The following is a 12,735-nucleotide window of genomic DNA, read 5'->3' on the forward strand; positions in this document are numbered from 1 at the left end:
CACGTCGCTGCCGCCAAGTAGACTCGGCTATGAGACGCTGCCGAGTTCCTTGGTGTCCTGCGCTTCCAGCCGCGGATCGGTGCCCAGCAGCCGGCGCAGCGAGGCGAGCCGGGCAGGGCCGGACGGGCCCGCGTGGCCGCCCTGCACCCAGGCGTCCACGCCGCAATTGACGGCGGTGGCGTCGTGCTTGCAGCCCCGCTCGCAGTCATCGGTGCCAGGAGCCAGGTCCGGGAAGGAACGCAGGATCCGGTCCGGGTCCACATGGGCCAGGCCGAAGGAGCGGATGCCCGGGGTGTCGATGATCCAGCTGCCCGCAGGCGCATCACTAACCTTCAGCGCCAGCGCGGAGGAGGAGGTGTGGCGGCCGCGGCCGGTGACCGCGTTGACGCCGCCGGTGGCCCGTTCGGCGCCGGTGAGTGCGTTCACCATGGTGGATTTGCCGACGCCGGAGTGGCCCAGCATGACGGTGACCTTCCCGTCGAGGTAGTCCCGCAGCTGCGACACGGCGGCCTTATCCAGCCGGGCGGACAGGCCGTCATCGGAGCGGGCGTCGATGCCGGAGGCGGCCGAATCCGCGGTCTTGGAGATGATCACCGGGAAATCCAGGTGCTGGTAGTTGGCCAGCAGCTCGGCGGGGTCCTTGACGTCGGCCTTGGTGACGAGCAGCAGCGGTTCGATGCCGGCGTCGTAGGCGGCCACCAGCGCGCGGTCGATGAAGCCGGTGCGGGGTTCCGGGTTGGCTGCGGCCACGACAACGACGAGCTGGTCGGCGTTGGCGACGACGGCGCGTTCGATCGGGTCCGTGTCGTCCGCGCTGCGGCGCAACAGCGTCCTGCGGTCCTGGATCTTGACCAGCCGGGCCAGGGTGTCGGGTTCGCCGCTGACGTCCCCGACGAGCGAGACGAAGTCCCCGGCAACTACCGGGTTGCGGCGCAGCTCCCTGGCCCGCGCCGCGATGATCTTGCGTTCGTCGGCGGTGCCCTCGCCGACGACGGCGGTGTAGCGTCCGCGGTCCACGGTGACGATCCGGCCGGTGACGGCGTCGTCGTAGCTGGGCCGGTCCTTGGTGCGGGGGCGGGAGCCCTTTTTGTTGGGGCGGATCCGGACGTCGGATTCGTCCCAGGAGTCAGTGCTGCGTGCCACCGGCGGCGTCCTTGTCTGCGGTGCTTGCCTGGCTGAGCATGGCCCCCCACAACTGCGGGAAGCCGGGCATGGTCTTGGCCGTGGTGGCGATGTCCTCGACCTCCACGTCCGGGACGGCGAGACCGAGGATTGCGCCCGCGGTGGCCATGCGGTGGTCCGCGTAGCTGTGCACGACGCCGCCGTGCAGCTTCGCCGGCCTAATGATGAGTCCGTCGGCGGTCTCTTCGGCGTCCCCGCCAAGGCGGTTGATTTCCGCGACGAGGGCGGCAAGCCGGTCGGTTTCGTGGCCCCGGAGGTGGGCGATGCCGCTCAGCCGGGAGGGGCCGGTGGCCAGGGCACAGAGGGCCGCCACGGTCGGGGCGAGTTCGCTGGTTTCGTCAAAGTCGCCGCCCTTGATCTCCGGGCCGCCGCTCACGGTCAGGGTGCCGTGCTCCAGCGTCACGGTGGCGCCCATGGTGGCCAAGATGCCGCGCCAGAGATCGCCGACCTGGGTGGTCCCGGCCGGCCAGTTGGGGATCCGCACGGTTCCGCGGGTGGCGAGGGCCGCGGCGAGAAACGGCCCGGCATTGGAGAGGTCCTGTTCGATCCGCTGGTCGAAGGCGCGGATCGGGCCGGGGGAAATAACCCAGTGGTTCGGCACCGAGTCATCGACCGCCACGCCCACGCCGCGCAGCACGGCGACCGTCATGTTGATGTGGTCCAGGCTCGGTACGGGCTTTCCCACGTGTTCGAGGTGGAGTCCCTCGGTAAAGCGGGCTCCCGCGAGCAGCAGGGCGGAAACGAACTGCGACGAGGCGCTGGCGTCGATGACGAGGTGGCCGCCGCGGACTTCTCCCGTGCCCTGGACGGAAAACGGCAACGACGACGCCGGTCCGCCGTCGGGGGCGCTGACGGCGACGCCGAGACCGGTCAGTGCCTCGATGATGGTGCCCATCGGCCGGTTGCGGGCGTGGGGATCGCCGTCGAATGCTGAGCGGCCGCGGTGCAGCGCGGCGACCGGAGGCACGAAGCGCATCACCGTGCCGGCCAGGCCGCAGTCGATTGAGGTGTCAGCGGCAGCGGCATCCGGGGCGATGGGGGTGATGTCCAGGTCCGGGCCGTAGGCGCCGTCGCCGGGCACTTCGGTGATGGTGGCCCCCAGCTGCCGGAGGGCCTCGATCATCAGGGCCGAGTCCCGGGAGTGCAGCGGAGCACGGAGCCTGGACGGACCGTCCGCGAGGGCGGCCAGGATCAGGTACCGGTTAGTCAGGGACTTGGAGCCGGGAACGGTGACGGTGGCGTCGACGGGACGCTCGGCGAAGGGCGCACGCCAATGCGGACCGCCGCCGGCCGGAAGGGAAGGGGCTGCAGCGGTGGGGGTGGTGCCAGTCATTGCCGTCTTAGGCCCCGACAGCGTGGTCGACGGCCTTGCGGACCGCCTTGTCAGCCTTCTTCAGCTTCTTGCCGGTGGTCTTCCGGGCGTCCGCGGCGAGGTGTGCGGTGGTCTTCCGGGCGTCGGCGGCGAGGTGCTCTGCACGCCAGGCCAGGCTCGGCTTGCCCGCGGTGTCCACGGAAGCCAGCAGCACCCCGCCGGTCAGTGAGACGTTCTTCAGCAGCTGCTTGCGCCGGGCGTCGCGACCTTCCTTGGACGAGATGTCCGCGCTGCGCCATTCAACGTAGCCATTGAGCGCCGAGATCACAGCGAGCACGGTGGCGGCCAGGCGGGAGGCCTTGCCGAGGGCCAGGCACACGCCGGCACCCACCTGGGTGCCGCCGATCACGCGGGCCAGGACTTTCTCGTCGGCCTGGAAGGGGAGGGACTCAGCCGCGCGGCGCAGCAGGGGAGACAGCTGTGTCGCAGTGTCATCCGCATTCTTTAGCTTGTCCATGCCTGCGAGCACGAAACTGGAGGCGAGCATGGGGCGGGCGAGAAAGCGGACAAAGGACATGAATTTCCTCCTGGATGGACGAACCGCGGACGCTGTGCGGGAGAACCGGTTCTAGTCTTGCACTTTTGCGGAATATTTGCCCGTTGTGCGGGGTTGTGCATGACAGATTCCAGCCGAAATGGGGGCGGGAAAACCAGCGCAATAACTATGGGCACGGCCGGTCATCCGGCCAGTGCAGGAAGGCGGAGGTTTGGTTCTGGTTAAAGAATCCGGGCTGCTGGATGAAGCCGCCGCGGACCCGTGGGCCGCGGCCCTGACGGGGGCTTTGAGCACCCGCCGGAAGGTGACAGTAGACTTGAACGCAATGAGCACCATGGATCCGGCCGTTGCGGCCATGCACGAGGTTGCCGGAAACGACGACGCCAAGCCCACCAAGGCAGCCACCGCCACTAGTACGGCGCAGGCGACAGCCGCGGACGAGGCCATCGCGGAACGAACAGCCGTGGAAACCGTAGCGGCGGACGGCACCGGCCAGCCGCTGGACACGACTGCCGAGACCACCGACGAGCGCCGCATCCGCTTCGAGCGCGACGCGATGCAGTACGTCGACCAGCTTTACTCCGCGGCCATGCGGATGGCGCGGAATCCCGCCGACGCCGAGGACCTCGTCCAGGAGGCGTACACGAAGGCGTTTTCCGCCTTCCACCAGTACAAGCCCGGAACGAACCTCAAGGCATGGCTGTACCGGATCCTCACCAACACGTACATCAACCTGTACCGCAAGCGCCAGCGTGAACCGCTGCAGTCGAACTCGGACACCATCGAGGACTGGCAGTTGGCCCGCGCCGAGTCGCACACCTCGACCGGCCTGCGCTCGGCGGAGGCTGAAGCGCTGGACCATCTGCCGGACTCGGACGTAAAACGGGCCCTGCAGTCGATTCCGGAGGAGTTCCGGCTCGCCGTCTACTTCGCCGACGTCGAGGGCTTCGCGTACAAGGAAATTTCAGACATCATGAACACCCCGATCGGGACCGTCATGTCCCGGCTGCACCGCGGCCGGAGAATGCTGCGGGACATGCTGGCCGACTACGCGGCCGAGCGGGGATTCAAAGCCGCGGGCGATCCCGCCGCAGCGGCCGAAAGCAACAATCAGGAGAACAGGAAATGAGCGACTGCCAGGGACTGGGCGACTGCGACGACACCCGGATGCAGCGCATCTACGAGTACCTCGACGGGGCCCTGACACACGACGACATCGCTGAGATCAAGGACCACCTCGACGAGTGCCCCGAGTGCCACGAGCAGTATGACCTCGAGTGCGTCATCCGCGTGATGGTGAAGCGCTCCTGCACGGAGGCCGCGCCCGAGAATCTCAAGAATTCCATCCTCGACCGGATCCACTCGATCCGCGCGGTTGAGGCCGACGCGGAGGCCTGAGCGCCGCCGGGCCCCGCGAAGGGCCAAGAAACAGCGAAAGACCCCGGGAACCGTGAGGTTTCCGGGGTCTTTCGCTTAAAGCTTGATATCCAAGCCTTGGCTTAGGCGTTGGGGCGCTTACCGTGGTTCGCGCCGCCACGCTTACGGTCACGACGTTTACGTGCACGTTTGCTCATAGCTGGCCTCCTTAATCTTGGTACTCAAAAGAGCTGCCCTCAAGTCTCCCACATTGGCGGACCGGCCGCGAACCGGGCGGCCGCCGTCGTGCGGCTCAGCCCTCCAGTGAGTTCCGGATGGAGATCCGGGCCTGGTCCAGGACCGTCTTGACGGTTTCAAGGGTGACTGGGGTGACCGGCCGGGCTGCGGCGTGGCGGCGCAGCTCGACCCGCATATCGTCCCGGAAGGACTGCACCAGCATTTCGGCCTCCCGCAGCCTGCGGTCGCTTTCCTTGGAGTAGCGCGCCCCGGCGGGGGAGGCGGCACTGCGGGCCGTGGAGCGGGCCGCCTCGGCCGTGGCGGCAAGGTCCGCGCGCAGCCCCTGCATGTTCACCCGGATGTCCTGCCGCAGCTTATCGGCCAGTCGCCGGACGGAGGCGGAAATGTCGTCCTCCACGTCGGCCAGCTCCTCCCGCCGCCTGTTGAGTTCCACCAAACCGGCCGGGGTGATGCTGTAGTTGGTGCGCCGGCCCTCGGTGTGGGTGGCGACGAGCCCCTCCTCCTCCAGCTTGGCGAGCCGCGGATAGATGGTCCCGGCACTGGGGGAGTACGTGCCGCCGAAGCGATCGCTGAGTGCCTTGATCAGCTCGTAGCCGTGCTTGGGGCCCGACTCCAGCAGGGCCAGCAGGTACAGCCGCAGCGCGCCGTGGGCAAAGACGGGCGGCATCACAGCCCCGCTTCGGTGTCCGTGCTGGGCTGGCGGTGGAAGATCGAGGTCTTCCCCGATACCGAGTTGGTCCGGACCAGCATGAGCTTGGCATCGGGACCGGCGATGGTCTGCACGGATCCGCCGGGCTGGGCGTACCGCTGGTCGTCGATCACCACCGCGCCGCTGGCCGACTTCGCGATGATGTCCACGCCGACGTCGTGCGGCAGCCGGATGGTGACATCGCCGGAGACCGAGTTGGCGCCGAAGTCCTGGGTGAAGCCGTGCAGGTCGAAGCTCAGGTCCCCGCTGACGGTGTTGGCGCGGATGTTGCTGAATTCGCCAGAGGCGGTGACTTCGCCGGAGACGCTCTTGGCGGTCAGCACGCCGTGGTGGTTGCGGGCGATCACCTCGCCGCTGACGGTGCTGACGGCCAGTTCACCCGCGGTGCCGTCGGCCAGCACCGAGCCGGAGACGGTGTTCAGCCGGGTGTGCCCGGTGAGGCCGGAGACCATGCCGTCGCCGCTGACAGTACCGGCCTCGACGTCCACACCGGCCGGCAGGGCAATGCTGATGACCACGCTGTTGCTTGAGTTGTTGTTGACCGTGCCCATCAGGTTCTTGAACCAGCCCTGCGGGCCGTGGAGCTGGTGGCGCACCTCGAGGCGGCCCTCGGTGAGGCTGATCGCCAGCGGATCGCCGTCGACCTCGGAGACCTCGATCCGGGCCACGTCCTCGTCGTGGGTGACGACGTCGAAGCGGCCGCGGACAATGCCGAGCTTGAGCGAGCGGACGCCGTCGACGTCGATCGTCTGGGGACCCGTAACGGTCCACGAATTCTGTTCCATGCTTCCTCCGGATGCGGGCGGGTGCGATCAGGCGAGCCTCGGTGCTTGCGATATATCGCGACTATGGAAACACGATATATCGCGCCCCCTGAGGGGTCAAGATATATCGCGACAGAATCTACCGTGGTCCGCCGGGCGGGACCGGACGGACGGCGGCCTACTCCGGCGCGTCGATCCCCAGCCACTGGAACCAGCCGCGGTGCAGCACGAGCCAGGCCATCAGTCCGTAACCGGCCTGGCCCGGCGTTCCGCCGTTGGCCGCGAGGTCCTGGCGCCACTGCTCGTGGTTCAGCAGCGGCGAGAAGGTGTCCACGTACAGGTGCTTGCGGCGCGTGGTGACATCGGCGAAGGCGGTGTTGAGCTCGCCCAGTCGGCGGTTCTGGGCGGGGTCCAGGGTCGGCGGCGGACCGACGACGAAGACCTCGATCTTGTTCTGCGAAGCGGAGTCAAGGATGTTGGCGAGGTTGAGCCGGCTGCGGGCCGTGGAGAGGCCGAACTCGATGTCCCGCCCGGACAAGCCGATCACCAGGCGGTTCTCGTGCTGCGGGCCGAACCGGCGGCCGGCTTCCTCGAGCCAGCGCTCAGCCAACCCTTCGGTGCCTTCCTGCGGGCACGGCAGCGAGTAGCTTTCCAGGCTGAGCCCGTCGTGGGGAGTGCGGGCGAGCACCCGTCCCAGCCAGCCCAGTGCCCGGGGGTCACCCAGGCCGGCCAGCAACTCATCTCCAACGGCTGCGATCCGCAGCTTCCGATCTTCCACGACTACCTCTTCATTCCCAATGCCGGTTCAAAGCCTTAAACGAAGCTGCCCGGCCGGAGTCGTGGTGTTCCACCTCCGGCCGGGCAGCCTGGTCTTACTTACGTGCGAATGCCTGCTTGAGCAGGGCATCCTGCTCGGCTGCGTGGCGCTTCATCGAACCTGCCGCGGTCGAAGCCGAGGCCGGCCGGGAGACGAGGCGCACGCGCCGGTCCAGCGCATCCGGCAGGTTCAGGCCGATGAACGGCCACGGTCCCTGGTTGGCGGGCTCGTCCTGGGCCCAGACAACGTCGGCGTTCGGGTACTTGGCCAGCTCGGCGGCGATTTCCGCTGCGGGCAGCGGGTAGAGCTGCTCGACCCGGATGATCGCAGTCGTCGTGTCGCCGGTCTTCTGCCGGGTGGACAGCAGGTCGTAGTACAGGCGGCCGGAGACCAGCAGGACGCGTTCGACGGCGTCGGCCTGCAGCTGCTCGTGCTCGGGGATGACCGGGCGGAAGGTGCCCGTGGTGAAGTCTTCCACCGAGGACGCGGCAGCCTTGAGGCGCAGGAGCTGCTTCGGGGTGAAAATGATCAGCGGCTTGCGCGGCCTGCTGTACGCCTGGCGGCGGAGCAGGTGGAAGTGCGAGGCCGGCGTCGTGGGGTTGGCCACGATCATGTTCTCCTCAGCGCAGAGCTGCAGGAAGCGTTCGATCCGTGCCGAGGAGTGGTCCGGGCCCTGGCCCTCGTAGCCGTGCGGCAGCATGAGCACCAGCGACGAGCGCTGGCCCCACTTCTGCTCGGCCGAGGAGATGAACTCATCGATGATGGTCTGCGCGCCGTTGACGAAGTCACCGAACTGCGCTTCCCAGAGCACCAGCGCGTCCGGGCGCTCGACGGAGTAGCCGTATTCGAAGCCCATGGCCGCGTATTCGGACAGGAGCGAGTCGTAGATCCAGAGCTTGGCCTGGTCGTCGGAGAGGTGGGCCAGCGGCATCCACTCATCGCCGTTGGCGCGGTCGTGGAAGACGGCGTGGCGCTGCACGAAGGTGCCGCGGCGCGAGTCCTGGCCGGCGAGCCGGACCGGGACGCCCTCCATGCTGAGCGAGCCGAAGGCCGCGAGTTCGCCGAAGCCCCAGTCGATGCCGCCTTCGCGGGACATCTGCTCACGCTTCTCGAGCAGCTGCTTGAGCTTGGCGTGCACCGTGAAGCCCTCGGGGAATTGGACGTGCGCCTTGCCGATCCGGGCCAGCATCTCGGTGGAGATCGCGGTGGATTCCGGGGCGCCGATGCCCGAGTCGGACTGCTGGGCGGAGGGCCGTTCCAGATCGGACACCGCGGCGGAATCTGCGGTGATGATCGGGATCGGGGACGTCTGCGCGGCGTGGGTCTCGGCGAAGACGCGCTCGAGGCGTTCCTGGTAGTCGCGGAGCAGCTGCTCGGCTTCTTCCTCGGTGATGTCGCCGCGGCCGATCAGCGACTCGGTGTAGAGCTTGCGGACCGACCGCTTGGCCTCGATCAGGTTGTACATCAGCGGCTGCGTCATCGAGGGGTCGTCGCCCTCGTTGTGGCCGCGGCGGCGGTAGCAGACCATGTCGATGACAACGTCCTTGTGGAACCGCTGGCGGAACTCGTAGGCGAGCTGGCCGATGCGGACCACTGCCTCCGGGTCGTCGCCGTTCACGTGGAACACCGGCGCCTGGATCATCTTGGCGACGTCCGTGGAGTAGGTGGAGGAACGCGACGAGGACGGCGCCGTGGTGAAGCCGACCTGGTTGTTGACCACCACGTGGATGGTGCCGCCGGTGCGGTAGCCGCGCAGCTGGGAGAGGTTGAGCGTTTCCGCCACAACGCCCTGGCCGGCGAAGGCGGCGTCACCGTGGACCATGATCGGCAGCACGGGGAAGGCCTCGCCCGCGTCCAGGCGGTCCTGCTTGGCGCGGACGATGCCTTCGAGGACGGAGTCCACGGCCTCGAGGTGCGAGGGGTTGGCGGCGAGGTAGACCTTGGTCTCCTTGCCGTTGTCCGAGGTGAAGGTGCCCTCGGTGCCGAGGTGGTACTTCACATCGCCCGAGCCCTGCACGGAGCGCGGATCCTGGGTGCCCTCGAATTCGCGGAAGACCTGGGCGTAGGTCTTGCCGGCGATGTTGGTGAGCACGTTGAGGCGGCCGCGGTGGGCCATGCCGATGGCTACTTCGTCGAGTTCGTCGTCGGCGGCGTCAGAGATGATGGCGTCCAGCAGCGGGATCAGCGACTCGCCGCCCTCGAGCGAGAAGCGCTTCTGGCCGACGAACTTCGTCTGAAGGAAGGTCTCGAAAGCCTCCGCCGCGTTGAGCTTGGAGACGATCCGGAGCTGTTCGTCACGGCTCGGCTTGGAGTAGGGGTGCTCCAGCTGGTCCTGGAACCACTTGCGCTCTTCGGGATCCTGGATGTGCATGTACTCGATGCCCGTGGTGCGGCAGTACGCGTCGCGGAGCACACCGAGGATGTCGCGGAACTTCAGCATCGGCTTGCCGCCGAAGCCGCCGGTGGGCCATTCACGGTCCAGGTCCCACAGCGTCAGGCCGTAAGTCAGGACGTCGAGGTCCGGGTGCTTGCGCTGCACGTACTCGAGCGGATCGGTGTCCGCCATGAGGTGGCCGCGGACGCGGTAGGAGTGGATGAGCTGCTGGATCCGGGCGACCTTGTTGATCTCGTCCGCCGGGTCCACCTGCAGGTCCGGGCTCCAGCGCACGGGCTCGTACGGGATGCGCAGGGATTCGAAAATCTCGTCGTAGAAGTTCTGCGCGCCGAGCAGGAGCTGGTGCACGAGCTTCAGGAACTCGCCGCTGCCGGCACCCTGGATGACGCGGTGGTCATAGGTGGAGGTCAGGGTGAGGACCTTGCTGATGGCGTTGTGCGCAATGATCTTCTCGCTGGCGCCCTGGAACTCGGCCGGGTAGTCGAGGGCGCCGACGCCGATGATGGCGGCCTGGCCCTTGGAGAGGCGGGGGACCGAGTGCACGGTGCCGATGCCGCCGGGATTGGTCAGCGAGACCGTGGTGCCCGAGTGGTCGTCCGCGGTCAGCTTGCCGTTGCGGGCGCGCTTGATCAGGTCCTCGTAGGTGTGCCAGAACTCGGAGAAGTTGAGGGTCTCAGCCTTCTTGATGTTCGGCACCATGAGCAGGCGGGTGCCGTCCGGCTTGGGCATGTCGATGGCGATGCCGAAGTTCACGTGCGCGGGCTGCACGGCCACGGGCTTGCCGTCGACGACGTCGTAGTAGACGTTCATCGAGGGGAACTGGGCCAGCGCCCGGATGACGGCGTAGCCGATCAGGTGCGTAAAGGAGACCTTGCCGCCGCGGGCGCGGGCGAGGTTGGAGTTGATGACCACGCGGTTGTCGATCAGCAGCTTGGCGGGGATGGCCCGGACGCTCGTCGCGGTGGGGACCTCCAGGCTGGTGACCATGTTGGCCGCGATGGCTTTCGCCGGGCCGCGCAGCACGGAGACGACGTCTTCTTCCGGCGCGGTGGGGGCCTTGACGTTCTTGGGCAGCTGGGCCGGGATGGGGGTGCCGGCGCCGGGCTCGGCGGTCTTCGAACCGTCGCGGGCGACGGTGGCCGGCGCCTTCTGGGATGCGGCTGCGGCGGGAGCGGGCGCAGCGGCAGGGGCCGGGGCGGCGGCCGGGGCAGCAGGGGCTGCCGGTGCCGGGGCAGCAGGAGCAGACGCGGCGGACGGTGCTACGACCGGAAGCTCACGGGTGGAAGGGTGCGCGGCGGCCGTTGCCGAGGCGCCGTTGGTCGAGGAACCGTCGCTGGCATCGAAGGACTCGAAAAGCGGCCACCACTTGGCGTCTACCGTGTTCTTGTCCTGCTGGTACCGCTCGTACAGTTCGTCAACGAGCCACTCGTTTCCGCCAAATTCCTCGGGTAGACGGTGGCTAGGCTGCTCTGGCACTTGAAATACGCCTCTTCCATGAGTTTGATTCCCGCTGGTTTCCACGGTGCCGCAGCACGTCAATCGAACCAGTTCTCCGCGTCCAGTGAACCCAGACCTTTGCCAGTCTAGTGACGATTCCGGCCAAACCGCCAATAAGGGTGACTCAAATCATCCACGAGCCGCAACGCCGTCCGATCCGGCCCGGCGGACCGCCCCCGGGCCGGAACTGCCCCGCCGCCCGAGTGCCTCTAGAATCACAACCGAGACCCTCTATGAAGGAGCAGCCGTGCGTTTTTTGAGTGAGCCGACCACCGACCTGACCTATTCGGACATCTTCCTGGTGCCATCCCGCTCCGACGTCACCTCGCGGCTGGACGTGGATCTGTCGGCGGACGACGGGACCGGTTCCACCATCCCGCTGGTCGTCGCGAACATGACCGCCGTGACCGGGAAACGGATGGCCGAGACGATGGCACGCCGCGGTGGCCTGGCGGTCCTTCCGCAGGACGTGCCGCTGGACGTGCTTCGGAGCGTCACGGCCTGGGTCAAGGCCCGGCACGCGGTCTTTGAGACGCCGGTCAGCCTGCGCGCCTCGAACACCGTGATCGATGCCCTGCACCTGATGGGCAAGCGTCCGCACGGCGCGGTGGTGGTTGTGGACGACGCCGGCGCCGTCGCCGGCGTCGTCCGGGCCGCGGACTTCGAGGGCCAGGACCGTTTCGCTTCCCTTGCCTCCGTGATGCGCCACCAGCCGCTCGTGCTCGACGCCGCGGAGTTCGACGCCGACGGCGCAGCTAATTCCGGCGCCATGGCGCTCTCCCTGCGCCGCGCCTTCGACGCCATGGACGCCGCCGGTACCGACTTCGCGCCCGTCCAGCAGGACGGTGTGCTGGCCGGCGTCCTGACCCGCAAGGGCGCCCTGCGCTCCACCCTGTACCGGCCCTCCCTCGACGACGGGGGTGCGCTCAAGGTGGCCGCCGCCGTCGGCATTAACGGCGACGTCGCCGGCCGGGCGTCAGAACTGCTCGCGGCCGGAGTTAACGTGCTGGTGCTGGACACCGCCCACGGCCACCAGCAGAAGATGTTCGACGCCCTGGCCGCGGTCCGCAGCCTGGACCCCGGAGTGCCGGTCGTGGCCGGCAATGTGGTCACCGCCGAGGCCACCCGCGAGCTGATCCAGGCCGGCGCGGACATCGTCAAGGTCGGTGTGGGACCGGGCGCCATGTGCACCACCCGGATGATGACGGCGGTCGGCCGTCCGCAGTTCTCCGCCGTGCTGGAGTGCTCGGCCGCGGCACGCGACGCCGGCGGCAGGGTCTGGGCCGACGGCGGAGTCCGTTACCCCCGCGACGTGGCGCTGGCCCTCGCGGCCGGCGCGAGCCAGGTCATGATCGGCTCCTGGTTCGCCGGGACGCACGAGAGCCCGGGGGACCTGCAACTGGACGCCAACGGCCGCCAGTTCAAGGAGAGCTTCGGGATGGCCTCGGCGCGGGCGGTGCAGAACCGCAACCAGCGCGAGGGCGCCTTCGAAAAGGACCGGAAAGCCCTGTTCGAGGAAGGCATCTCCACCTCCCGGATGTACCTCGACTCCGCCCGCCCCGGGGTGGAGGACCTGCTCGACATGATCACCGCGGGGCTGCGCAGTTCGATGAGCTACGCCGGTGCCGCCGATCTCGCGGCGTTCCGGGAGCGGGCCGTAGCCGGCATCCAGTCCGCGGCGGGCTACGAGGAAGGCCGCCCGGTGCCGCAGAGCTGGTGAACCGAAACCTGTAGACTGAAATTCTTATGGACAGTAAATCTAGGTGCCGGCCTGGGGGCTGTCAGCGCGGAACGGAATCCGTTCCCGCCCAGTCCACCCGCAGAGCCGGCAAACCCCGTTCACGCGCCCATCACTCTTCCGCTGCACGGAACGCATCGTTCCACGGACA

General features: G+C 68.1%; 11 protein-coding genes. 3 read left to right on the top strand and 8 right to left on the bottom strand.

Features of this window, described 5'->3' with window-relative positions:
• Window positions 1–27: 27 nt before the first annotated feature.
• Genes rsgA through AC1DBD_RS10950 form a run of 3 tightly spaced genes read right to left on the bottom strand, consistent with a single transcriptional unit; the run spans window position 28 to window position 3,071 of the window.
• A complete protein-coding gene (gene rsgA, locus AC1DBD_RS10940; protein ID WP_441417309.1) occupies window positions 28–1,143 on the bottom strand; it encodes a ribosome small subunit-dependent GTPase A in 1,116 nt (371 codons plus the stop codon).
• The gene (gene aroA, locus AC1DBD_RS10945; protein WP_476982086.1) at window positions 1,127–2,515 is read right to left on the bottom strand and encodes a 3-phosphoshikimate 1-carboxyvinyltransferase; all 1,389 of its coding nucleotides are present in this window, start codon (window positions 2,513–2,515) and stop codon (window positions 1,127–1,129) included. Before aroA ends, rsgA begins: the two co-directional genes overlap by 17 nt.
• Before the next feature lie 7 nt (window positions 2,516–2,522).
• On the bottom strand, window positions 2,523–3,071 hold the full coding sequence (locus tag AC1DBD_RS10950; RefSeq protein WP_441417311.1) for a DoxX family protein: 549 nt from the start codon (window positions 3,069–3,071) through the stop codon (window positions 2,523–2,525).
• A gap of 190 nt (window positions 3,072–3,261) precedes the next feature.
• Here AC1DBD_RS10950 and AC1DBD_RS10955 point away from each other — a divergent pair, with 190 nt between their 5' ends.
• Both AC1DBD_RS10955 and rsrA read left to right on the top strand, forming a co-directional pair.
• The gene (locus tag AC1DBD_RS10955; RefSeq protein WP_476982087.1) at window positions 3,262–4,179 is read left to right on the top strand and encodes a sigma-70 family RNA polymerase sigma factor; all 918 of its coding nucleotides are present in this window, start codon (window positions 3,262–3,264) and stop codon (window positions 4,177–4,179) included.
• On the top strand, window positions 4,176–4,448 hold the full coding sequence (gene rsrA / locus AC1DBD_RS10960) for a mycothiol system anti-sigma-R factor (protein ID WP_441417313.1): 273 nt from the start codon (window positions 4,176–4,178) through the stop codon (window positions 4,446–4,448). Before AC1DBD_RS10955 ends, rsrA begins: the two co-directional genes overlap by 4 nt.
• Before the next feature lie 101 nt (window positions 4,449–4,549).
• On the opposite strand, the gene AC1DBD_RS10965 is transcribed toward rsrA, so the two are convergent.
• The 5 genes from AC1DBD_RS10965 to AC1DBD_RS10985 all read right to left on the bottom strand — a co-directional run bounded on the left by AC1DBD_RS10965 (window position 4,550) and on the right by AC1DBD_RS10985 (window position 10,825).
• Window positions 4,550–4,624: a 50S ribosomal protein bL37 gene (locus AC1DBD_RS10965; RefSeq protein WP_104061284.1), complete on the bottom strand. Its 75-nt coding sequence runs from the start codon at window positions 4,622–4,624 to the stop codon at window positions 4,550–4,552.
• Between the two features lie 95 nt (window positions 4,625–4,719).
• Window positions 4,720–5,331 carry a PadR family transcriptional regulator gene (locus tag AC1DBD_RS10970; RefSeq protein WP_476982122.1) on the bottom strand — a complete coding sequence of 204 codons (612 nt, stop codon included), beginning with the start codon at window positions 5,329–5,331 and terminating at the stop codon, window positions 4,720–4,722.
• Window positions 5,331–6,158: a DUF4097 family beta strand repeat-containing protein gene (locus tag AC1DBD_RS10975; RefSeq protein ID WP_441417314.1), complete on the bottom strand. Its 828-nt coding sequence runs from the start codon at window positions 6,156–6,158 to the stop codon at window positions 5,331–5,333. The genes AC1DBD_RS10970 and AC1DBD_RS10975 overlap by 1 nt, the downstream gene beginning before the upstream one ends.
• 157 nt (window positions 6,159–6,315) lie before the next feature.
• Window positions 6,316–6,915: a GDSL-type esterase/lipase family protein gene (locus tag AC1DBD_RS10980; protein ID WP_441417315.1), complete on the bottom strand. Its 600-nt coding sequence runs from the start codon at window positions 6,913–6,915 to the stop codon at window positions 6,316–6,318.
• A 94-nt stretch (window positions 6,916–7,009) separates the two neighbouring features.
• A complete protein-coding gene (locus tag AC1DBD_RS10985) occupies window positions 7,010–10,825 on the bottom strand; it encodes a multifunctional oxoglutarate decarboxylase/oxoglutarate dehydrogenase thiamine pyrophosphate-binding subunit/dihydrolipoyllysine-residue succinyltransferase subunit (RefSeq protein ID WP_476982088.1) in 3,816 nt (1,271 codons plus the stop codon).
• Window positions 10,826–11,093: 268 nt separating this feature from the next.
• Between AC1DBD_RS10985 and AC1DBD_RS10990 the strand changes: the two genes are divergently transcribed.
• The gene (locus AC1DBD_RS10990; RefSeq protein ID WP_476982089.1) at window positions 11,094–12,566 is read left to right on the top strand and encodes a GuaB1 family IMP dehydrogenase-related protein; all 1,473 of its coding nucleotides are present in this window, start codon (window positions 11,094–11,096) and stop codon (window positions 12,564–12,566) included.
• Window positions 12,567–12,735 lie beyond the last annotated feature (169 nt).

It is taken from the genome of Arthrobacter sp. 10T419, assembly GCF_056394105.1.